Below are 22,736 nucleotides of genomic sequence, written 5' to 3' on the forward strand. Positions count from 1 at the left end.
GTTTGCTCAAGCGCGGCTTCTCGCAGCGCTTACTTGCCGACAATTGTCGCCGACTGGATCACAACCTGCTTTTGCGGCACATCGCTCATCGGGCCGCGCGACGTGGTCGGCGTGCCTTCGATCTTCTTCACGACATCCATGCCCGACGTGACCTTGCCGAATACCGCATAACCGTTGCCGTCCGGATTCGGATAGTCGAGGCCGGCGTTATCGACCGTGTTGATGAAGAACTGCGCGGTGGCCGAGTTCGGATCGCTGGTGCGCGCCATCGCGAGCGTGCCCGTGGTGTTCTTCAGGCCATTGCGGCTTTCGAGCGGAATCGGCGCGCGCGTCGGCTTTTCCGCGTAGCTCGTGGTGTAGCCGCCGCCCTGGATCATGAAGCCGGGAATCACGCGATGGAAGATCGTGCCGCTATATTGACCGGATTTCACGTAGTCGAGGAAATTGGCGACGGTCTTCGGCGCTTTCTCAGGATACAACTCGACGCGGATATCGCCTTCCGATGTCTTGAAGAGAACGGACGGATGCGCAGCCTGTGATCCGTTTTGCGCAAATGCCGGTGCGTTCGCGATCAGGGCGGCGCTGCCGAGCGCCAACATCAACCATTTCATGTAAATCCTCGGGGTGAAAGCAGGGTGAACTCAGATGAAAAACGTCGGCACGCACGCGGCCCGCAAGCACGCGTGCGGGCGCTCACTGCGACGGTGCAACGTACGGCGGCGTAGCCAGTGAACCATTCGTCGGGCCGCCGAACTGGAACGACGGCGAAGTCGTCATGTTCTGCGTGGCGCGCGACGTGTAATCGTCGGCGGCAGGCTGGCTCGCTTTCTTCACGGGCGTCTTGCTCGGCGTGACGATTTTTCCGATATCCGCGATGCGCTGCGCCGTGGTCGCGTTGCCCGCGCCCAGACTTTGTGCGCGGCGATACGCCTGATCGGCCATGCGCAGATACAGGTCGCCGAGATTCTCGTAACCGAGTCCGTAGCCGGGGCTTGCCTTGACGGCCGTTTCCAGCGCGGCACGCGCTTCCGTGTAGCGACCCTGCTTCGCGTAGAGCGCAGCGAGGTTGTTGTACGGTTCGGGCAGTTCGGGGTAGGTCTCGGTAAGTTCGGTGAACGCGGCGATGGCTTCGTCGTCGCGGTTCAGGCGCGCGAGCACGGTGGCGCGCTTGAACTTCGCCTGCGCGTCGCGCGGATTGGCCTTGATGCGGGCGTCGAGTTGTTCGAGTGCGGCGGTCCAGTTCTTCTGCTGGATCGACGCGTCGGCGTCGGGCGTGGCGTCGCGCACGGCCGGGCCGTGTGCGACCGTGGGCGCTTTCTGCGCGAAGGCAGGCGCGGCAGGCAGGGCGATCAGCGCAAGACCGCAGCAGGCCGTACCGACAACCGTGCCCGCTGCCGTGCTCAAGGCGGCGAGCAGACCCTTGCGCGACGACGCGCCGGAATTCGGGCGAAACGTCGCACGGAGCGCCGTCGCGAAGAGGGGCGTGGCGCCTCGCGCGCGGCCGCTGGAGTGTTTCATAGGCTCAGGTCGGGATGTTATACTCCGACCCATTCTAACAAAAGGTCTGCGCGTTCCGTCGAACCACAGACTGTCTTTTCGCCACTCGTGGTCGTCTCCGCCTTGACGTCAGCCTGATCCCGCAGCATTGCGCGACATGCTGTCATGTCATGCCGCACCGCCCGTGTTCGTGCATGCAGTTGCATGCTTTCTTCGGGCGCGGTATGAACGAACAACTAGCGGATCTCTTTCGGCCCACGCATCGTCTCTATGGAATCTCTGCGCATCTACAACACGCTCGCGCGTGACAAGCAAAATTTCGTGCCGCTTCATGAAGGCGAAGTGCGTATGTATGTCTGCGGGATGACGGTGTACGACTACTGTCACGTGGGCCATGCGCGGGTGATGGTCGTGTTCGACATCGTGCAGCGCTGGCTGCGCACGCTCGGCTACAAGGTCACCTATGTGCGCAACATCACCGATATCGACGACAAGATCATTCGCCGCGCCGTCGAGAACGGCGAAACCATTCGCTCGCTGACGGACCGTTTCATCGCGGCGCTGCACGAAGATGCCGACGCGCTCGGTATCGAGCGTCCCGATCTCGAGCCGCGCGCCACCGAATACATTCCGCAGATGCTCGGCATGATCGAGAAGCTCGAGCAGAACGGCTACGCGTATCAGGCCGCCGACGGCGACGTGAACTACGCGGTGCGCAAGTTCGAGCACTACGGCGCGCTGTCGGGCAAGTCGCTCGAAGACCTGCGCGCGGGCGAACGCGTGGCGGCGAATGACGCGAAGCAGGATCCCCTCGACTTCGTGCTGTGGAAAAAGTCGAAGGCCGACGAACCCGCCGACACCGGCTGGGATTCGAAGTACGGGCGCGGCCGTCCCGGCGGGCATATCGAGTGCTCGGCGATGGGCTGCACGCTGCTCGGCGATCATTTCGACATTCACGGCGGTGGCCAGGATCTGCAGTTTCCGCACCACGAAAACGAAATCGCACAAAGTGAAGGCGCTACGCGCCAAACCTTCGTCAATTACTGGATGCACAACGGCTACGTGCAGATCGACAATGAGAAGATGTCGAAATCGCTCGGCAACTTCTTCACGATCCGCGAGGTGCTCGCGAAGTACGATGCCGAAGTGGTGCGCTTCTTTATCGCACGCGCGCATTACCGTTCGCCGCTGAACTACAGCGACGTGCATCTCGACGACGCACGCGGCGCGCTGGCGCGTCTGTACACGGCGCTGAAGGATACGCCGCCGCAGGCCGGCGAGATCGACTGGAACGAAGCGTATGCGCAGCGTTTTCGCGCAGCGATGAATGACGACTTCAATACGCCTGTCGCGGTGTCGGTGCTGTTCGAGCTGGCCAGTGAAGTGAACCGCACACGCGATGCGGCGCTCGCGCGTCAGTTGCAGGGTCTCGCGCTCGTGCTCGGACTGCTCAGGCGCGAGCCGCGCGATTATCTGCAGCAGGCGGCAGGCAGCGATGGCGAGGGTGCGCTCGATGTCGCGGCGATCGAAGCGAAGATCGCTGCGCGCGTCGCCGCAAAGCAGGCAAAGGACTACGCCGAGGCAGACCGGATCCGCAAGGAATTGCTGGATGCCGGTGTTGCGCTCGAAGACAAACCGGGCGGGTTGACCGAGTGGCGGCGCGTGTGAGCGCACCTCGTACTTCCCACTGATCGACTCGCCAGGCAGGAGGCAGGATGGCAACGGCCACGAAGACGCCGGCTCAACGAGCCGCGTCTCAATCGAACGCGGCAGCGAAGGTAAAGGCAGTGCGTGCGCGAAGCGGCGCAACGAAGGTTGCAGTGAAATCGGCGTCGTCGAAGGGCGCGAAGGCGGGCCTTCACGTGCCGCGCAAACCGGCCAGCGCGCATGGCGCGCTCGCAAAGCCCGTGTCGCCGAAGCGCGCGCCCAACGGCGCCGAGCCGGCAGACGTAGCCGCCGTGAAGCCTTCGCGCGTGCGTTCCACGCACACGAAGAGCAACGGCACGCTGCCCGCTGAACTCGCGGGCGACCAGCAGGTGCTCGAGCAGGAAAATCGCGAAGCCGATACGGCGCGCAAGCCGCGTGCGGCTGCGGCTGTTGCATCGGCGGAAGCCGGGCAGGGCGCATCGGGCGATGCGCAACCGGCCGTCGTCACGCGTCCGGCGTATTGGGACAAGGCTTGCGCCGACCTCGTCAAGCGCGACCGCATTCTGAAGAAGCTGATTCCGAAGTTCGGTCCCGTGCATCTGTCGAGCCGCGCCGATCCGTTCGTCACGCTCGCGCGCTCGGTGGTCGGCCAGCAGATTTCCGTCGCGTCCGCGCAGGCAATGTGGCAGCGCATCGTCGCCGCGTGTCCGAAGCTGGTGCCGCAGCAGATCATCAAGCTCGGTCAGGACAGTCTGATGAATTGCGGCGTGTCGAAGCGCAAGGCCGAGTACATTCTCGATCTCGCCCAGCACTTCGTGTCGGGCGCGTTGCACGTCGGCAAGTGGACGTCGATGGAAGACGAAGCGGTGATCGCCGAACTCACGCAGATCCGCGGTATCAGCCGCTGGACGGCCGAGATGTTCCTGATCTTCGATCTGTCGCGTCCCGACGTGCTGCCGCTCGACGATCCGAACCTGATCCACGCGATCAGCCAGAACTATTTCAGCGGGGAGCCGGTGACGCGCAGCGAGGCGCGTGAAGTGGCCGCGAACTGGGAACCGTGGCGCACCGTCGCGACATGGTATATGTGGCGCAGCCTCGATCCGGCACCGGCCGGCAACTGATTCAATAACAGTACAAGCAAGCGGAAACCGTTGTCGGCTATCAATTTGCTAGAATTGATAGATTCGCGACGGTTTTGACATGGGCGCGCGCGGTTAGAATACGCGCTGCCGGTAAGTCCAAGGATTAAAAACCAATGAAGACCACCTTTCTGGATTTCGAGCAGCCGATCGCTGAACTCGAAGCGAAAATCGAAGAATTGCGCTTCGTGCAGGACGATTCGGCCGTCGATATTTCGGAAGAGCTCGAGCGGCTGTCGAAGAAGAGCCAGCAGCTCACCAAGGATCTGTATACGAACCTGTCGCCGTGGCAGGTTTCGCAAATCGCCCGTCATCCGCAGCGTCCGTACACGCAGGATTACATCAACGAACTGTTCACCGATTTCCACGAACTGCATGGCGACCGCTCGTTTGCGGACGACCTGTCGATCGTCGGCGGCCTCGCGCGTTTCAATGGCCAGCCGTGCATGGTGATCGGCCATCAGAAGGGTCGCGACACGAAGGAACGCGCGCTGCGCAACTTCGGCATGCCGCGTCCGGAGGGCTATCGCAAGGCCGAGCGTCTGATGCGTCTGGCCGAGAAGTTCGGCCTGCCGCTGTTCACGTTCATCGATACGCCGGGCGCCTATCCGGGCATTGGCGCGGAAGAGCGCGGCCAGTCGGAAGCGATCGGTCGCAACCTGTATGTGATGGCCGAACTGAAGACGCCCATCATTTCGACGATCATCGGCGAAGGCGGTTCGGGCGGCGCGCTGGCTGTCGCTGTGGCTGACAGCGTGCTGATGCTGCAGTTCTCGACGTACTCGGTGATCTCGCCGGAAGGCTGCGCGTCCATTCTGTGGAAGAGCGCCGCGAAGGCGCCGGAAGCAGCGGAAGCGCTGGGCCTGACGGCACATCGTCTGAAGGCGCTGAACCTGATCGACAAGATCGTCAACGAGCCGCTCGGTGGCGCACATCGCGATCCGAAGGGCATGGCTGCCATGTTGCGCCGTGCACTCGCCGATTCGCTGCGCCAGTTCCAGGGCATGAGCACGAACGATCTGCGTCAACGCCGTTTCGAACGCCTGATGTCGTACGGCAAGTTCAAGGAAACGACGCCGGGCGCGTAAGCGCTCGCGTTATCGTCAGAAGGCGCCGTACCCGATAAGCGACGTCACAACGTGACTCCGTCAGCCGACACACCCGCCGACCGCCTCGTTCTCGATGCGGTCGGCGTTGTTTTTGGTGCGTTGCCTGCCGACGCACGCGTCGCAATTGCATTCAGCGGCGGCGTCGATTCCACTGTGCTGCTCGATGCGGCGGTGCGTGTCGGTGGCGCGTCGAGGTGCGTCGCGTTCCATATCCATCACGGCCTGAGCGCTCACGCGGACGAATGGCTCGCGCACTGTGCCGGATTCGCGCATGAACGAGGCGTCGAGTTTGCGTCGTTGCATGTGGATGTATCGCGCGCTGCTGGGCTAGGTGTCGAAGCGGCCGCGCGCGATGCACGCTATCGCGCGTTCGACGCCTTGTGCGCGCAACACGGCCTGCACACGCTCTGGCTCGCGCAGCACGCGGACGATCAGGCTGAAACCGTGCTGCTGCAACTGCTGCGTGGCGCGGGCATGGCAGGGCTGGCCGCGATGGCGCCCGAGTATCTGCCGTCGGGCGCGTCCGTGACGCGCATGCGGCCATTGCTGCATCTGCTGCGCGCACAACTCGAGCAATACGCGCATGCGCGCGATCTGCGCTGGATCGAAGACGAATCGAATGCCGACACGCGCTACGCGCGCAACGCGTTGCGTCACGACGTGCTGCCCGGACTCGCCGTGCATTTTCCGGGCTTTCGCGATGCACTTGCCCGCACAGCGGCGCACGCGGCGTCGGCGCAGCGCCTGCTGGACGAACTGGCGCGTATCGATCTGCACGCGGCGCTCGGCGAAGAAGAGGGCGCGTTATCGCGAGACGCGCTGCTCGCACTCGACGAAGACCGCGGCGCAAACCTGCTGCGCTACTGGATGCGCACGCTCGGCCTGCCCGCCGCATCGACTGCGCGGCTCATGGATGCGTTGCGCCAGTTGCGTGAAATCGGCGACGCGCACGGCCTGCGGGTCGATCACGCAGGACAGGCGTTGCGCTGCTATCGCGGGCAGATCTATTGGGAAGCCGGCGACAGCGCCGATCCCGCCGATGAAACCGTGCTCGTCGAACGCGCCGAAAGCGTGCTGGTGTGGCAAGGACAAAGCGTGGGGCGGCTGCCGCAATGGCGCGGCACCTTTGTGTTCAGCGACGTTCAAGCCGATGCGCCCGACGCGATTCCCGCCGATGAACTCATGCGCGCGCCGCTCGCGGTGCGCTCACGCAGCGGCGGCGAACGGATGCGGTGCACGGCGAATGGGGCCAGCCGCACGCTGAAGAATCTGTTTCAGGAGCGCGGCGTGCCGTCGTGGAAGCGCGATGTGCCGTTGCTGTTCGCCGGCGAGGCCTTGCTGTTCGTGCCGCTGATCGGCGGGAACCGCGCGGCGTTCATTGACCCTGCGCCGCGAGACAATGCCCGGCATATCCGGATCGACTGGCGCGAGGATCTCACGCTCGCCTGACATCCCACGCAACCAGCGTTGTCCGACCGACCAGACGGGCATCGTCATACGTGCGCAACAATCGTCCCAAATCCTTCTCCGACAAGCATTTGCCACCGCTTTTGCCAGGTTTGCGGCTTGTCTTTTTATTGCCGATCATGTAGGGTAACTTGTTTGCCCAACTCGCTTTTTGTCGTGTTACCGGCTGTTCTTATGCGAACGACCGCGCGCGCCAAGCCCCGTTAGCGTCAGTTAGCCACCTCGTTAGCGTCCGTCAGCCCTGTTTATCGGCAGGTATCGGCTGGGCCGGAAAAAAGCAAACCCGGCAAATCCGCGCGTATCGCACGCGCGCTGCATCTGCGCCGCCACACTGCGCCGTCGTTCCCGAACGTTGTGCCCTGTGCTTTCTTTGTGCGGCCGTCTCCAGCGCGCCCGGCGCGTACCGGTTGGCGTATCAGTTTCTCCTTCAGTTCAGAACGACAATGGCACTCATCGTACACAAATACGGCGGCACATCGATGGGCTCGGTCGAGCGCATCAAGAACGTCGCGAAGCGCGTCGCGAAATGGCACAAGGCAGGCCACAAGATGGTCGTGGTGCCCTCGGCGATGTCCGGCGAAACGAACCGCCTGCTGGGTCTCGCGAAAGAAATTTCGCCCCAGCCGAGCCCGCGCGAACTCGACATGATCGCGGCGACGGGCGAACAGGTCAGCGTCGGCCTGCTGTCCATCGCGCTGCATGATGCAGGCGTCGATGCCGTCAGCTACACAGGCTGGCAAGTGCCCGTCAAAACAGACAGCGCATTCACGAAAGCGCGCATCAGCGACATCGACGGCGAGCGCGTGCTGCGCGATCTCGACGAAGGCAAGGTCGTGGTCATTACGGGCTTCCAGGGTATCGATCCCGAAGGCCACATCACGACGCTCGGCCGCGGGGGCTCGGACACCTCGGCGGTTGCCGTGGCGGCCGCGCTGAAAGCGGACGAATGCCTGATCTACACGGACGTCGACGGCGTCTACACGACGGACCCGCGCGTGGTGGAAGAAGCACGCCGACTCGACCGCGTGACGTTCGAAGAAATGCTGGAAATGGCCAGCCTCGGTTCGAAGGTGCTGCAGATCCGCTCGGTGGAATTCGCCGGCAAATATCAGGTCAAGACGCGCGTGCTGTCGAGCCTGACCGATCCGCTGATGTCGCTCGACGAAGAAATGAAGTCGGGCACCCTGATTACTTTTGAAGAAGACGAAACCATGGAAAAAGCAGTCATCTCGGGAATCGCGTTTCAGCGTGACGAAGCCCGTATCGCCGTGATGGGTGTGCCCGACAAGCCGGGCATCGCATATCAGATCCTCGGCCCGGTCGCCGATGCGAATATCGATGTCGACATGATCATCCAGAACCAGAGCGTCGAGGGCAAGACGGCGTTCACGTTCACGGTCGGTCGCGGCGACTATCAGCGCGCCATGGACATCCTCACGAACCAGGTGAAGGGCCATGTGAACGCGGAGCAGGTGCTCGGCGATCCGAAGGTGTCGAAGGTGTCCGTGGTTGGTGTCGGCATGCGTTCGCACGTGGGCATCGCGAGCAAGATGTTCCGCACGCTGTCGGAAGAGGGCATCAATATCCAGATGATCTCGACGTCGGAAATCAAGATCTCGGTGCTGATCGACGAGAAGTACATGGAGCTCGCCGTGCGCGCGCTGCATAAGGCATTCGAACTCGATCAGGCTTGATGTCGATCACGCGGTCCGTTGCTGCGGTAATGGGCCGATGCGTGAAGGTGGATGAGGGTAAAGCGGGCAATCGTGCGTCAGGTTTGAGAAGTGTCATCGAAATGACGCTTCTGGCACAAAAAGTGTGAAGTAAAAATTGACCTGAGGCTTTGAACCCGCTATTATCTTGGCTTCGTTGCGCTGCCTCCCTGGCGCAACCGAAAGTTTGGGAGACGTGGCCGAGAGGTCGAAGGCACTCCCCTGCTAAGGGAGCATCTGGGCCAAAACCTGGATCGAGGGTTCGAATCCCTCCGTCTCCGCCAGAAATGGCGGTGGAACCCCGCAGAGTCTAGGCTCTGCGGGGTTTTGTTTTTTGCGCGCCGCTTTTATATCGGTTCACGCCTGTCTTCGAGTCGTCCGCACTCAACTTTTTATTCGCGCATCCGTAAACGTCGGTATTGGCGAATTGCGTTTGCATTGCATACGCGGATCGATCGTTTATGCCGGATACACATTGGCCTGAATTTGCCTGGCATAACCAAACGAACTGCCTGCGCGCTCGCCAATGGGGCGCATGACCCGCAAAGTGTGCGTGCGCGCAACAGCAGACGGGTATCGCATATCACCAAATGCTGTCGCGTGTAACCGGACGTTACGGAGCGCATTCGAATGCGAAGTTATGCATCAGTTATTACAAACTTGAAATACGCGTGAAGGGTTGCTTTGTTATATTCGAATCAAGCAGTCGAGATAAACACAACTCCGCAAAGCAAAGAAAAGGTGAAACCATGAAGTCCATGCGTCTTATCCCGTTGATCGCCGGTGTACTCGCGATTGGGGCGTCGAGTGCGGCGATGGCTGGGGGACTGAACGTCGGTGTCAACATCGGTATTCCCGCTCCCGTCTATGTCGCGCCGGCGCCTGTGTATGCACCGCCGCCGCCGCCCCCGCCGCCCGTCGTGTACGCGCCGGCGCCTGATGTGGCAGCGCCTGCCATCGTGATCGGCTGGCATGGCGATCGTTACTGGGATGGCCGCCGCTACTGGGGCCGCGACGACTATTACCGCCACCACGGCGGCTACTACGATCATGGTCACGGTCACTACGACAACGGTCGTCACAACGGCTGGCATTGATCGAGCGGCGCACGCGCCCGATAAAAAAACCGCCCCTCGGGGCGGTTTTTTTATTGGTTGCACGCGCAACGACGCGCGCGTACAGCATGCAGGCAAAAACGCTTACTCAGCGACAGCGGCCATTCCACCGACCACATTGCTGAAGCCGCTATCGACATGCATGATCTCAGCCGTCACACCGGCCGCGAGATCCGACATCAGGAATGCGGCTGCATTGCCAACCTGTTCGATCGTCACATTGCGCTTGAGCGGCGCGTTGTCTTCGACGAAATCGAGAATCTTGCCGAAGCCCTTGATGCCGCTCGCTGCGAGCGTCTTGATCGGGCCAGCCGAAATGCCGTTCACACGAATGCCCTTGCCGCCCAGCGACACCGCCAGGTAACGCACGCTCGCTTCGAGCGATGCCTTGGCGAGACCCATCGTGTTGTAGTTGGGAATGGCCTTTTCCGAGCCGAGATACGACAGCGTGAGCAGTGCCGCGTCATTCGACAGCATCGGTAGTGCAGCTTTCGCGAGGGCGGGGAAGCTGTACGCGGAGATGTCGTGCGCGATGCGGAAGTTTTCGCGCGTCATGCCGTCGAGGAAATCGCCCGCGATCGCTTCACGCGGTGCAAAGCCGATCGAGTGAACGAGACCGTCGAGGCTGTCCCAATGTTCTTTCAGCGACGTGAAGAGCGCGTCGATTTGCGCATCGTCGGCGACGTCGCACGGGAACACCAGGTTGCTGCCGAATTCGGTAGCGAATTCGGTGATGCGGTCTTTGAAGCGGTCGCCGACATACGTGAACGCGAGTTCGGCGCCTTCGCGCTTGCAGGCCTGCGCGATACCGTACGCGATCGAACGGTTCGACAGAAGGCCCGTCAGCAAGATTCGTTTACCAGCGAGGAAGCCCATGAATTCTCCTAATGAGGTCAGCGCGCCGCGATGACAGAGTGCGGGAACGCGCGGGATTTTGGGTAGAATTCTCTCACATTGCAACCGCCCACCGACCAAACAAGGCTCCTATGACAGCAGGCACGCGACGGGTTGAAGCGCCGCGCCCGAGATGGCGCACTCTGATTCGTTCGTTGTCTGTTCCGTTGTCGCGTGTGCGTTGCACGGGGATGCCGCGCGTGGTGTCATCGGCATGCGTGGGCTTGCTGATCGCTTTGTCGCCGATGCTGGCGCAGCATGCGCAGGCTGCCTACGCCATTGCTCAATACGGCGACCCGAAGTATCCAGCTGACTTCAAGCATTTCGTCTACGTCAATCCCAATGCGCCGCGCGGCGGCACGCTGGTGCTCGCGAATCCCGACCGCTCGACGAGCTTCGACAAGTTCAATCCGTTCACGCTGCGCGGCAACGCGGCGCCCGGTATCGGCCTGCTGTTCGAGAGCCTGACAACGGGCAGCGCCGACGAAGTCGCGTCCGCCTACGGCCTGCTCGCCGACGACATCAACGTCGCGCCCGACGGCCTGTCGACCACTTTCCACATCAATCCCAAAGCGCGCTTTTCGAATGGCGATCCCGTCACGGCTGACGACATCAAGTTCTCGATCGACACGTTAAACAGCCCGCAGGCCGCGCCGCAATATGCCGCGTATTTCGCCGAGATCGCGCGCGTCGTGATCGTCGATCCGGCGACGGTGCGCTTCGAGTTCAAGCAGCGCGACCGTGAACTGCCGTTGCTCGCGGGCGGCATGCCCGTGTTCTCGCGCAAGTGGGGCGTGAAGCCGGACGGCAGCCGCACGGCGTTCGATCAACTCGCGTTCGAAAAGCCGATCGGCAGCGGCCCGTATCTGATCGAGAGCTACGACAACGGCCGCACGATCACGTATAAGCGTGACCCGAACTATTGGGGCGACAAGCTGCCCGTGCGCGTCGGCATGTATAACTTCGAGCGCATCAACTACAAGCTGTATTCGGATACGACGGCGCGTCTCGAAGCGTTCAAGGCAGGGGAGTATGACGCGCTCGTCGAATACGTTGCGCGCAACTGGGTGCGTCGCGATGTCGGCAAGAAGTTCGACAGCGGCGAACTGATCAAGCGCGAGTTTCCGCAGCATAACGGCACGGGCATGCAAGGCTTCATCCTGAACCAGCGCCGGGCGTTGTTCTCCGATGTGCGCGTGCGCAAGGCACTCGATCTCGCGCTCGATTTCCAGTGGCTCAACCGGCAACTGTTCTACAGCCAGTACAAGCGGATCGACAGCTACTTCGTCAATACGGATCTGCAGGCAAAGGGCATGCCGTCGCCGGGTGAACTGACGCTGCTCGAACCGTGGCGCGCGAAACTCGAACCGTCCGTGTTCGGCGTGCCGCCGAAGCAGCCCGACACCGATCCGCCCAGCTCGCTGCGAGCGAACCTGCTCGAAGCCCGCGCGCTGCTCGCGCAGGCCGGCTGGACGTATCGCGACGGCGCCTTGCGCAATGCGAAGGGTGAACCGTTCGTGTTCGAAATACTCGACGATTCCGGTTCGTCGGGCACCTTCGAGCCCGTGTATGCCACCTACATCCGCAATCTGAAGAAGCTCGGTATCGAGGCGCGTGTGCGCACGGCGGACTTTGCGGTGTATCAGAAGCGTCTCGACGCATTCGATTTCGACGTTACGACGATCCGTTTTCCCGACGTGCAGGTGCCGGGTGCCGACATGATCGACCGCTTCGGCAGCAAGGCCGCCGACGATCCCGGCTCGGGCAACCTGATCGGCCTGAAGTCGCCCGCCGTCGATGCGATCCTGCGCGCGCTGGTCGGCGCGCAAACGCGCGAACAACTCGTCGATGCGACGCACGCGCTAGACCGCGTGCTGATCAACGGCTATTACATGGTGCCGCACTGGTATAGCGGCACGCATCGCGTGGCGTTCAAGCGCGGCATGGCCTGGCCCGCGACGCTGCCGCTGTACTATACGGCGGAAGGCTGGATCACATCGATGTGGTGGTTCGCGAACCCGCAATGAACGCGCGCGGCGCGTACTTAACCTGCACTTTTGATTCTGGACGGCTGCCATGTGGAGCTACATCCTCAAACGTCTTCTGTTGATGATTCCGACGTTGATCGGCGTGCTGACGCTGACCTTCGTGGTGATCCAGTTCGTGCCGGGCGGACCGGTCGAACAGGCCGTGCATGAACTGCGCCGCAATACGTCCGAAGGCGGCACGCCATTCGGTCTGCGCGCGCATAGCGGCGTCGATGCACAGCAAATCGCGCAGCTCAAGGCGCTCTATGGCTTCGATAAACCGCCGCTCGAACGTTACTGGCTGATGCTCAAGCGCTTCTCACACTTCGATCTAGGGCAAAGCTATTTCCGCCATCAAAGCGTGTGGTCGCTGATCGTGTCGAAGCTGCCGGTGTCGATCAGCATCGGCTTGTGGACGTTCTTTCTCACGTATCTGATATCGGTGCCGCTCGGCATTGCGAAGGCCGTGCGCAACGGCTCGCGTTTCGATATTGCGACGAGTCTGATCGTGCTGATCGGTTACGCGATTCCCGGCTTCGTGCTCGGCGTGCTGCTGCTCGTGCTGTTTGGCGGCGGCACATTCCTGCAACTGTTTCCGTTGCGCAATCTCACCTCCGACAACTGGGCACAACTGAGCCTGGTCGGCAAGGTGCTCGATTACCTGTGGCATATCACGTTGCCGATTGTCGCTTCCGTGGTTGGCAGTTTTGCGGTTGTCACGATGCTCACCAAGAACGCGTTCCTCGACGAAATCCGCAAACAGTATGTGTTGACGGCGCGCGCGAAGGGTTTGTCCGAGCGGCGCGTGCTATGGAAACACGTGTTTCGCAATGCGCTCCTGCCGTTGATCGTCGGCTTTCCGGCTGCGTTTATCGGCGCGTTCTTCACGGGCAGCCTGCTGATCGAAACGCTGTTCTCGCTCGATGGGCTCGGGCTGCTGTCGTATGAGTCGGTGGTGCGGCGCGATTATCCCGTGGTGCTCGGCACGCTCTATCTCTTCACGCTGATCGGGCTTGCCACCAAGCTCATCTCCGATCTCTGCTATGTGTGGGTCGATCCACGCATTCAATTCGAACAACTGGAGCGCTGATTTGAGCCGCGTCCGTACAGATGCCGAAGTGTCGCGCGCGCAGCCGGTGCGCGCGTTCGTGTCGCCGTCGCCCGCGCGCCGCGTGTGGGCGCGCTTCCGGCAACAACGCCTTGGCTACTACAGCCTCATCGTGTATATCGTCGCGTTTGCGGCGAGCCTTGCTGCGCCGCTGTGGTCGAACGACAAGCCGATCGTCGTGCGCTATGACGGCCACTACTATTTCCCGCTCGTGAAGGATTACGCGGAGACCACTTTCGGCGGCGACTTCCCGACGCCCGCCGATTACCTCGATCCGTACATCAAGCATCGTTTCGACGCGCCGGGCAACTTCGTGCTCTATCCGCCGAACCGCTACTACTACGACACGCTCAACTATTTTTCGAAGGCGCCCAACCCGGCGCCGCCTTCGCGCGACAACTGGCTCGGCACCGACGACCGTGGGCGCGACCTGTTCGCGCGGCTCGTGTATGGCTTTCGCGTGTCGGTCGAGTTCGCACTGGTGCTGACGATCATCGGCACCGTGCTCGGCGTGCTGGCGGGTGCCGTGCAGGGCTTCTTCGGCGGCAAGACGGACATCATCGGGCAGCGTCTGATCGAAATCTGGAGTGCGATGCCGGAGCTGTATCTGCTGATCATCTTCGCGTCGATCTTCGAGCCGGGATTCATTCTGCTGATCGTGCTGCTGTCGCTGTTCGGCTGGATCGGACTGGCCGATTACGTGCGCGCCGAGTTTCTGCGCAACCGGCAACAGGATTACGTGCGCGCTGCGCGCGCGATGGGTCTGTCGAACTGGCAGATCATCTGGCGCCATGTGTTGCCGAACAGTCTGACGCCCGTCATCACGTTTTTGCCGTTCCGGATGAGCGGCGCGATTCTCGCGCTGACGAGCCTCGATTTTCTCGGCCTCGGTGTGCCGCCGCCGACGCCGAGTCTCGGTGAACTGCTCGCACAGGGCAAGGCGAACCTCGACGCGTGGTGGATCTCTGTTTCGACGTTCGGCGTGCTGGTCGTGACGCTGTTGCTGCTGACGTTCATGGGCGACGCGCTGCGCAACGCGCTCGACACGCGTATCGCCGATGCGATGAAAGCAGGAGGCAACCAGTGAGCGCGACGCCAGCCAAACACGACGGGCCGCTGCTCGAACTCGATCACCTGCGCGTGACGTTCGGCGATACGGTTGCCGTCAACGATGTCTCGCTGACGATTGCGCGAGGCGAGCGCGTCGCGCTGGTCGGCGAGTCGGGTTCGGGCAAGAGCGTGACGGCGCTGTCGATCCTGCGTCTGCTGAACGACGCGCAGACGAGCGGCGTGGTGCGCTTCGACGGCGAAGATCTGCTCGCGAAAAGCGAGCGCGAGATGCGCGGGTTGCGCGGTTCCGACATCGCGATGATCTTCCAGGAGCCGATGACGGCGCTCAATCCGCTGTACACGATCGGCGACCAGATCGCGGAGACGATCGTGCTGCACGACGGCGTGAGCGCCAATGAGGCGCGCAAGCGCGCGGTTGCGCTGCTCGAACGCACGGGCATCACGGAACCGGGCAAGCGCGTGAACAGCTATCCGCATCAGTTGTCGGGCGGACAGCGGCAACGCGCGATGATCGCGATGGCGCTCGCGTGCCGTCCGCGTCTGCTGCTCGCCGACGAGCCGACCACGGCACTCGATGTGACCATCCGGGCGCAGATCGTCGAACTGCTGCTGGAACTGCAACGCGAGGAAGCCGAAAAGCGCGGCATGGCCGTCTTGCTGATCACGCACGATCTCAACCTCGTGCGTCACTTCGCGCAACGCGTCGCGGTGATGGAGAAGGGCGTGCTGGTCGAGAGCGGCACCGTCGAGACGCTGTTCGACTCGCCGCAGCATCCGTACACGCAGCGTCTGCTGCAAAGCCGGCCGGAGCGCACGGTGGTGCCGGTGTTGCCGATCGCGCCCGTGCTGCTCGATGCACGCGATGTCTGCGTCGATTTCCGGACGAAGCTGCCGGGTTTCGCCGGCTGGTTCCAGTCGGGACGTTTTCGTGCCGTCGACGATGCAACCGTGTCGGTGCGTCAAGGTGAGACGCTGGGTATTGTCGGCGAATCGGGTTCGGGAAAATCGACGCTCGCGATGGCGCTGCTCGGCCTGCAACGAACCTCGCACGGCGCAATCGAGTTTCAGGGCAGGGCGCTCGGCAGTTACAAGGGACGCGACCAGACGGCGCTGCGCTCGAACATGCAGGTGGTCTTTCAGGATCCTTTTAGTTCACTTTCACCACGGCAAACGATCGAGCGCATTGTCGGAGAAGGGCTGGCGCTGCACCGTCCGCAGATGGCCGCCGACGCGCGCCGCGACAAGGTCATTTCCGTGCTGCGCGAAGTGGGGAGCGACCGGACGGCGCTGCATCGTTATCCGCATGAGTTTTCGGGCGGACAGCGCCAGCGGATTGCAATTGCGCGCGCGCTAGTACTGGAGCCGCGCATCCTGATTCTGGACGAACCGACCAGCGCGCTCGACGTCTCCATCCAGCAGCAAGTGCTGAAACTGCTGGCGGGATTGCAGCGCAAATACAACCTGGGATTCGTGTTCATCAGCCACGATCTGGCCGTGATCGGCGCAATGGCGCATCGTGTCGCGGTAATGAAAAACGGTGAGATCGTCGAGACAGGCGATGTGGAACGCATATTCGCCGAGCCGACTCACCCTTACACACGTAAGCTGTTGAAAGCGGCCTTGACGACTTGACATTCACCAATTGGGTGCGCCCAGTCATTGATTTTTTCTATTTGTTTTGACATAGGAATACTTACTGGCTAGTATCGACCAAACTTTTTCCTAGCCTGTTGATTTTCAGGCAAAAATTTCCGCAACACCCGTCCTAACCAAAACCAACCACCAGACCAATGCAGCACCAAAACCTAACCCAGGCTTGTACGCGCGTCGTCGCCGGGATGTTCATTGGCGTACTGATGGCCGCAGCTCCCGGCGCGTTCGCCGATGAAGTAAGCAGCTTTAACCAGAATGCCTCATATTCGACCTCTTCCGGGTCGAATTCTGTGTCCTCCACCACACAAAACACCCAGAGCGCTACCTCGAATTCCGATGGTGGCGCTCGATCGTTTTTGTCCGGCATGGCCGGCAAAGCGGGTGACGTGGTGGTCGGCGCCCTCAACATGATTGGCGTGCGCTACCGCTGGGGCGGCGACACGCCGGATTCCGGCCTCGATTGCAGCGGCTTCGTGCGCTACGTGTTCCAGGACACGCTGGGCATGGCACTGCCGCGCCGCGCGGAAGAAATGAGCCGTGTCGGCGAGAAGGTGCGGGTTTCCGACCTGAAGCCGGGCGATCTCGTGTTCTTCAATACGATGCGCCGCACGTTCTCGCACGTTGGCATCTACATCGGTGACAACAAGTTCGTGCATTCGCCGTCCACAGGCAGCACGCTCCGCGTCGACGATATGGATGACGGTTACTGGGAAAAGCGTTTCACGGGCGCACGCCGCATCGAAACGACGGTGCCGCAACAGCAGGATCTGCGTCAGCGCGTGAGCGCGACGCTTGGCGGCAGCAACTAGGTCGCTTTGTCCGTTTCAGGCAAAAGGCCCGCTTCATACGAAGCGGGCCTTTTTGTTTTGCGGCGTTGGAAGCGTGGCGCACGCGTGCCGCGCGTGCCATACGCTGATCAGGCCGTAGCGCGCGCCGCTGCGAGCTTGCGCAACAGTTCCGGCGCGGCGCGCGCAGCCGCTTCTTCACCCGCCAGAATCGCCGCATTACGCTGTCCGAAGTCCGTGCCGCTCATCGCATTCAGATTCGGACGAATCACGACGTCGGCGTATTTGTCGAGTTCATACGCCTTGATCGTCTGACCCATGATCGTGAAGGTCTGCATCAGCACGTCGAACGAACTTTCGGTGACAGCCGATTCGGGGCGCGCGGAAATATCGACGGCGATCACGAAATCGGCGCCCATCTTGCGCGCGAACGACGCCGGCACGGGGCTGACGAGTCCGCCATCGACGTACTCATGTCCGCCGATCTTCACCGGCTCGAACACCGACGGCACGCTCGACGATGCGCGCACGGCAATGCCCGTGTTGCCGCGCTGGAACAGGATCGGCTGGCCGGTCTTCAGATCCGTTGCGACCACGCCGAGCGGTTTTGCCATCTTCTCGATCGGACGATTGTCTAGCGTCTTGTTGAGATAGTTCTGCAGCGCGACGCCTTGCAGAAAGCCGCGCGTGCGAAACGGCATCGCCCAGTCGCTGATCGACGCTTCGTCCATCGACAGCGCGAGCTTGTTGAGCGCAAAACCGTTCAGACCCGACGCGTACAACGCGCCGACCACCGAGCCCGCGCTCGTGCCGCAAATCAGGTCGACCTGAATGTTGCGGGCTTCCAGCGCCTTGATCACGCCGATGTGCGCAAACCCGCGCGCCGCGCCGCCGCCAAGGGCGAGGCCGACGCGCAGCGGCCGCTGCGGCTTGACGCCGGGCGGCGTGGTGGGCGTCGCCGGAATGGACGCGGTGTCGGGCGTGACGTTGTCGGGCGTGCCGCCCGTCGACGCACAGGCGGACAGGACAGCAGATGCCGCAGCGATCGAGAACGTGCGGCGGGACAGGCGTGGCGATGACGGTTTCAACGAATTCTCCAGCGACGGCGCCGACGTTCATCCGAAAGCGTCGCGCCGCGTGTCTTGCGTAGATGATCGCCGGCGGCGATCCGGGCGCGCTGCATGGCGCCGGGTGGCACTGGCGGCAGCGCGCGCACATCATAAAGCAAAGCGGACGCGCGGCGACGGTTGGCTGAGGAAACCGTCTACAAGCTGGATTGTCGGTATCGCGTACTGACAGTGTTCGCGCAAGGATCCTGCGGCGTGCGCCCGCCATAGCGGCTGTTGCGCGCTCCGTCGGACTCATGTTGGCAGTGCCGACGGGTATAATTCGGGTCTCTTTTTCATCGCGTTCGCGCCCTCGGCAGCCAGACTTGCCGTCGTCGGGCACGGACCGTTTTCGTTGCTGCGCCTGGCTTCGATGTTCGCCGGCGCCGGCATCCGTCTTCGAGTTACCGCACATGACCACTCCCGTTCGCACCCGCTTCGCACCGAGCCCCACCGGCTTCATCCACCTCGGCAACATTCGCTCTGCGCTGTATCCGTGGGCGTTCGCGCGCAAATCGGAGGGCGTGTTCGTGCTGCGCATCGAGGACACCGACGTCGAGCGTTCGACCGAGCAGTCCGTCGATGCAATTCTCGAAGGCATGCAATGGCTCGGCCTCGATTACGACGAAGGCCCGTTCTATCAGATGCAGCGCATGGACCGTTACCGCGAAGTGCTCAAGCAGATGCAGGAGCAGGGTCTCGTGTACCCGTGCTACATGTCGACGGAAGAACTGGACGCGCTGCGCGAGCGTCAGCGCGCCGCCGGCGAAAAGCCGCGCTATGACGGCACGTGGCGCCCGGAGCCGGGCAAGGTGCTGCCGGAGCCGCCCGCAGGCGTGCAACCCGTGACGCGCTTCCGCAATCCGCTGACGGGCGTGGTCGCATGGGACGATGCCGTGAAGGGCCGCGTCGAAATTTCGAATGAGGAACTCGACGATCTCGTGATCGCGCGTCCGGATGGCACGCCGACCTATAACTTCTGCGTGGTCGTCGACGACCTCGACATGAAGATCACGCACGTGATTCGCGGCGACGACCACGTGAACAACACGCCGCGCCAGATCAACATCCTGCGCGCGCTCGGCGCCGAGCCGCCCGTCTACGCGCACCTGCCGACCGTGCTGAACGAGCAGGGCGAAAAGATGAGCAAGCGTCATGGCGCAATGAGCGTGATGGGTTATCGCGATGAAGGCTATCTGCCCGAAGCCGTGCTGAATTACCTGGCACGTCTGGGCTGGTCACATGGCGACGCGGAAATTTTCTCGCGTGAGCAACTGGTCGAATGGTTCGATCTCGAACACCTCGGCAAGTCCCCGGCGCAGTACGACCACAACAAGCTCAACTGGCTCAACAACCACTACATCAAGGAAGCCGACAACGCGCGTCTGGCCGGGCTGAGCAAGCCGTTCTTCGCGGTGCTCGGTATCGACGAAGCAACGCTCGCGAAGGGCGCGGATGTCGTGGGCGTGATCGGCCTGATGAAGGACCGTGCATCGACGATCAAGGAGGTCGTGGAGAACGCCGCGATGTTCTACCGCGAACCGACGCCTGATGCCGAAGCGCTCGCGCAACATGTCACGGACGTCGTGCGCCCGGCACTCGCCGATCTCGCCGCAGCATTGAAGACGTGCGAGTGGACGAAGGAGGGCATCGCTGCTGCGTTGAAGGCAACGCTCAGCACGCACAAGCTGAAGATGCCGCAACTCGCGATGCCTGTGCGTCTGCTGGTGGCGGGCACGACACATACGCCTTCTATCGATAGCGTGCTGATGCTGTTTGGCCGCGATGTGGTGGTGAGCCGCATCGAAAAGGCGCTCGCTTAAGCCGGCGAAGTGAGGCCGCGGAAGATGTTTTCGCGGCTTCGCAAAAAAATTGCAGAAAGCGGTTCAAGAGGTATTTACAAAGCGAAAATTGCTCACTACAATCTCGCTTCTGTTCTGCAAGGGGGTATAGCTCAGCTGGGAGAGCGCTTGCATGGCATGCAAGAGGTCAGCGGTTCGATCCCGCTTACCTCCACCATCAGAGCAGAGTGAAGTCTTCCGGTTAGCCGGAAGTTGTAGAAAAAAAGACTTCACAAACGGTTGTAAAGCAGTTAGAATAGCGGTCTTCGCTGCTGATGAATGAAGTTAGCAGCAAGAACGAGACAGATCTGAAAAGATTATGTCCCCTTCGTCTAGAGGCCTAGGACATCACCCTTTCACGGTGAGTACAGGGGTTCGAATCCCCTAGGGGACGCCAAATACTGGCGTTACTTGAGATTCAAGTGATGCGCTTGCGAGAGATCTAACCGACGCTCGCAAGTCAGGTAGCAAGACTGGAGTGGTAGTTCAGTCGGTTAGAATACCGGCCTGTCACGCCGGGGGTCGCGGGTTCGAGTCCCGTCCACTCCGCCAGATTAAGCCCGTTCGGTGAGCGGGCTTTTTCATTAAAGGTGTAAGCAGTAGTATGTGAAGTACGTTGTCCCCTTCGTCTAGAGGCCTAGGACATCACCCTTTCACGGTGAGTACAGGGGTTCGAATCCCCTAGGGGACGCCAGATACTGGCGTTGCTTGAGATTCAAGTGATGCACTTGCGAGAGATCTAACCGACGCTCGCGAGGAAGGTAGCAAGACTGGAGCGGTAGTTCAGTCGGTTAGAATACCGGCCTGTCACGCCGGGGGTCGCGGGTTCGAGTCCCGTCCGCTCCGCCAGAAACAAGAAGCCCGCTGAATCGTCAGCGGGCTTTTTTGTTTTTGCGCTACCCGTTTCTGTGTTCCGCCAAAGCGCGCCCAACGGCGCTTGCGCTACTGTGGGGCAAACAGCCATTGCCAGCGCGGGCCGCGTGACTTAACGTTGTGCGGACCGACATATTCGTCCCCCGTGCGATGCTCGACCCCACCGACGATCCATCTCCCTTCCACTTGCGCAAGGCCAGCATGGACGACTTCCAGTTCGCCGAGGCGCTGACGCGCAACAACATGGGCGGTTATTACCGTCGGCATCATCTCGTGTGGCGGAGCGATCTGTTCCTCGCCAGTTGGCGCGAGTCGGAGAACTTTATTCTCGAAGCGGATGGTGAGCGGATCGGCGTATTGCGCATTACCGAAGAGGGCGACTCGCTGCATATCCGCGATGTGCAGATCGCCGAAGGGCATCGGCGGCGCGGTGCAGGCACCTATCTGCTGAACACCTCGCACCGTTGGGCGAGGGCGCGGGGATTGTCCGAGCTGCAGTTGCGTGTGTTCGTCGACAATCCGGCCGCGCGCCTCTATCAGCGCATGGGCTACCGTCTGGCGGGCCCGCGGCTGGCGCAGCTCGGCTCGATCCGGCATATGGCACGGCGCGTCTAGAAGCGTTGTGCGCGCATCGATCCAGCGTCCGGCTCGCGGCCGCAACGGGTCGCATCAATTCGATTCATCTTCCTCTTCATCTTGTTCCCGCTCGTCGTGCCGATGTTCGGCGCCACGTACCATGAACGCTCGCGGACTTTCGCCGAACGCGCGCCGGAACATCGCCGAAAACGCGCTCTGACTCTGGTAGCCCAACTCCCGCGCCACGTGCGACAACGGCTTTCCCTGGCTGAGCAACGGAATCGCGCGAGCCAGCACAGCCTGCTGGCGCCACTGCGAGAAGCTCACGCCCAGTTCCTGCCGGAACAGCCGCGCAATCGTCCGCGTGCTCGCGCCGACGGTCGATGCCCATCGCTCCAGTGAGTCTGCGTTGGCGGGATCGGCGAGGACGGCTTCACACAACGATCGCAGGCGTTTTTCAGTCGGCATCGGCACGGACAACGGCAAAGGCTGCGAGCGCGTGATTTCGTCGAGGGCCAGCGAACCCAGCAGACGCTCGCGGTCTGGCGGCAAGCCGGGCATATCCAGCGACGCGATGACTTCACGCAGCAGCCCCGCCACCTCGACCACGCGACACGCATCCAGCCCAGGCGGCACAACGGTCTCGTTGACGTACAAGGTGCGCAGGAACGCTTCTTCGACGATCGTCACCTCGTGCAGCACATAAGGCGGCACCCAGATTGCGCGTGACGGCGGCACCATCCACGTCGTGCCAAAAGTACCCACACGCAGCACGCCGCGCGACGCATAGGCCACCTGCGCCCACGCGTGAGTATGTCGCGCGATGCGCACGCCGGCCGGCATCGGCCGGGAGCGCACACGGATAGGGTGCGTCGGCGTCGGCGCGAACTCGGGTGGAATGTCGGCGAAATCGACGCGCGTCGATAATCCGGCAGACGGCTTCGATGCGGGCGATGTAGTACGGGCGGCGTCGGTCATGGCATCACAGGTTGCGCGGCAGATGAAACGCCGCATGACGTCTGTCATTGTAGGGTGGTGCGTGGCCTGCGCACATTAGCCGAACGGACGATGCGACATCCCTCAGGCGTCGCGGCATAATGCACCGCATCCGTT

Annotated in this window: 18 protein-coding genes and 6 tRNA genes; 19 read left to right on the plus strand and 5 right to left on the minus strand. The window is 62.1% G+C overall.

Annotated features, from left to right (window positions below; genetic code table 11):
- Positions 1-29: 29 nt before the first annotated feature.
- The gene (locus DK391_RS14055) at positions 30-611 is read right to left on the minus strand and encodes a peptidylprolyl isomerase (RefSeq protein WP_109478578.1); all 582 of its coding nucleotides are present in this window, start codon (positions 609-611) and stop codon (positions 30-32) included.
- Positions 612-693: 82 nt separating this feature from the next.
- Entirely contained in the window at positions 694-1,518 is an 825-nt protein-coding gene (locus tag DK391_RS14060; protein WP_109478579.1) for a tetratricopeptide repeat protein, read from the minus strand.
- Positions 1,519-1,767: 249 nt separating this feature from the next.
- Here DK391_RS14060 and cysS point away from each other — a divergent pair, with 249 nt between their 5' ends.
- From cysS to DK391_RS14095, 7 genes are all read left to right on the plus strand, one after another.
- Positions 1,768-3,165, plus strand: a complete 1,398-nt coding sequence (cysS, locus tag DK391_RS14065) for a cysteine--tRNA ligase (protein ID WP_109478580.1) — start codon at positions 1,768-1,770, stop codon at positions 3,163-3,165.
- Positions 3,166-3,212: 47 nt separating this feature from the next.
- Positions 3,213-4,268 carry a DNA-3-methyladenine glycosylase gene (locus tag DK391_RS14070; protein WP_109478581.1) on the plus strand — a complete coding sequence of 352 codons (1,056 nt, stop codon included), beginning with the start codon at positions 3,213-3,215 and terminating at the stop codon, positions 4,266-4,268.
- A gap of 134 nt (positions 4,269-4,402) precedes the next feature.
- Positions 4,403-5,374, plus strand: a complete 972-nt coding sequence (locus DK391_RS14075; protein WP_109478582.1) for an acetyl-CoA carboxylase carboxyltransferase subunit alpha — start codon at positions 4,403-4,405, stop codon at positions 5,372-5,374.
- A gap of 51 nt (positions 5,375-5,425) precedes the next feature.
- Complete coding sequence (tilS, locus tag DK391_RS14080; protein ID WP_109478583.1) at positions 5,426-6,844, plus strand: tRNA lysidine(34) synthetase TilS; 1,419 nt, start codon at positions 5,426-5,428, stop codon at positions 6,842-6,844.
- 461 nt (positions 6,845-7,305) lie between these two features.
- Complete coding sequence (locus tag DK391_RS14085; protein ID WP_109478584.1) at positions 7,306-8,556, plus strand: aspartate kinase; 1,251 nt, start codon at positions 7,306-7,308, stop codon at positions 8,554-8,556.
- Between the two features lie 208 nt (positions 8,557-8,764).
- Positions 8,765-8,858, plus strand: a tRNA-Ser gene (locus DK391_RS14090).
- A gap of 465 nt (positions 8,859-9,323) precedes the next feature.
- Positions 9,324-9,671 (plus strand): hypothetical protein, encoded by a 348-nt coding sequence (locus tag DK391_RS14095; protein WP_109478585.1) that lies wholly within the window; start codon positions 9,324-9,326, stop codon positions 9,669-9,671.
- 102 nt (positions 9,672-9,773) lie between these two features.
- Here DK391_RS14095 and fabI read toward each other — a convergent pair whose 3' ends face one another.
- Complete coding sequence (gene fabI, locus DK391_RS14100; RefSeq protein WP_109478586.1) at positions 9,774-10,565, minus strand: enoyl-ACP reductase FabI; 792 nt, start codon at positions 10,563-10,565, stop codon at positions 9,774-9,776.
- Positions 10,566-10,774: 209 nt separating this feature from the next.
- On the opposite strand from fabI, the gene DK391_RS14105 reads away from it, so the two are divergent.
- The 5 genes from DK391_RS14105 (at position 10,775) to DK391_RS14125 (ending at position 17,251) form a co-directional block, all read left to right on the plus strand.
- Entirely contained in the window at positions 10,775-12,610 is a 1,836-nt protein-coding gene (locus tag DK391_RS14105; RefSeq protein WP_239482819.1) for an extracellular solute-binding protein, read from the plus strand.
- A gap of 49 nt (positions 12,611-12,659) precedes the next feature.
- Entirely contained in the window at positions 12,660-13,700 is a 1,041-nt protein-coding gene (locus DK391_RS14110; protein WP_109478588.1) for an ABC transporter permease subunit, read from the plus strand.
- 1 nt (position 13,701) lies between these two features.
- Entirely contained in the window at positions 13,702-14,805 is a 1,104-nt protein-coding gene (locus DK391_RS14115) for an ABC transporter permease (RefSeq protein ID WP_109478589.1), read from the plus strand.
- Positions 14,802-16,421, plus strand: a complete 1,620-nt coding sequence (locus tag DK391_RS14120; protein ID WP_109478590.1) for a dipeptide ABC transporter ATP-binding protein — start codon at positions 14,802-14,804, stop codon at positions 16,419-16,421. The genes DK391_RS14115 and DK391_RS14120 overlap by 4 nt, the downstream gene beginning before the upstream one ends.
- A 158-nt stretch (positions 16,422-16,579) precedes the next feature.
- Complete coding sequence (locus DK391_RS14125; protein WP_109478591.1) at positions 16,580-17,251, plus strand: C40 family peptidase; 672 nt, start codon at positions 16,580-16,582, stop codon at positions 17,249-17,251.
- 107 nt (positions 17,252-17,358) lie between these two features.
- Here the strand turns inward: DK391_RS14125 and DK391_RS14130 are convergent, their stop codons facing one another.
- Positions 17,359-18,315 (minus strand): patatin-like phospholipase family protein, encoded by a 957-nt coding sequence (locus tag DK391_RS14130; RefSeq protein ID WP_109478592.1) that lies wholly within the window; start codon positions 18,313-18,315, stop codon positions 17,359-17,361.
- Positions 18,316-18,746: 431 nt separating this feature from the next.
- On the opposite strand from DK391_RS14130, the gene gltX reads away from it, so the two are divergent.
- From gltX to DK391_RS14165, 7 genes are all read left to right on the plus strand, one after another.
- A complete protein-coding gene (gene gltX / locus DK391_RS14135; protein ID WP_109478593.1) occupies positions 18,747-20,156 on the plus strand; it encodes a glutamate--tRNA ligase in 1,410 nt (469 codons plus the stop codon).
- 120 nt (positions 20,157-20,276) lie between these two features.
- Positions 20,277-20,352: transfer RNA gene (locus DK391_RS14140), tRNA-Ala, on the plus strand.
- Positions 20,353-20,495: 143 nt separating this feature from the next.
- Positions 20,496-20,571: transfer RNA gene (locus tag DK391_RS14145), tRNA-Glu, on the plus strand.
- A 78-nt stretch (positions 20,572-20,649) separates the two neighbouring features.
- Positions 20,650-20,726: transfer RNA gene (locus DK391_RS14150), tRNA-Asp, on the plus strand.
- Between the two features lie 66 nt (positions 20,727-20,792).
- A tRNA-Glu gene (locus DK391_RS14155) sits at positions 20,793-20,868 on the plus strand.
- Positions 20,869-20,946: 78 nt separating this feature from the next.
- Positions 20,947-21,023, plus strand: a tRNA-Asp gene (locus DK391_RS14160).
- A gap of 174 nt (positions 21,024-21,197) precedes the next feature.
- Positions 21,198-21,662 (plus strand): GNAT family N-acetyltransferase, encoded by a 465-nt coding sequence (locus DK391_RS14165; RefSeq protein ID WP_109478594.1) that lies wholly within the window; start codon positions 21,198-21,200, stop codon positions 21,660-21,662.
- A 54-nt stretch (positions 21,663-21,716) separates the two neighbouring features.
- On the opposite strand, the gene DK391_RS14170 is transcribed toward DK391_RS14165, so the two are convergent.
- A complete protein-coding gene (locus DK391_RS14170) occupies positions 21,717-22,601 on the minus strand; it encodes a helix-turn-helix transcriptional regulator (protein ID WP_109478653.1) in 885 nt (294 codons plus the stop codon).
- Between the last annotated feature and the right edge of the window lie 135 nt (positions 22,602-22,736).

It is taken from the genome of Paraburkholderia sp. C35 (assembly GCF_003121405.1).
Classification (GTDB): domain Bacteria; phylum Pseudomonadota; class Gammaproteobacteria; order Burkholderiales; family Burkholderiaceae; genus Paraburkholderia.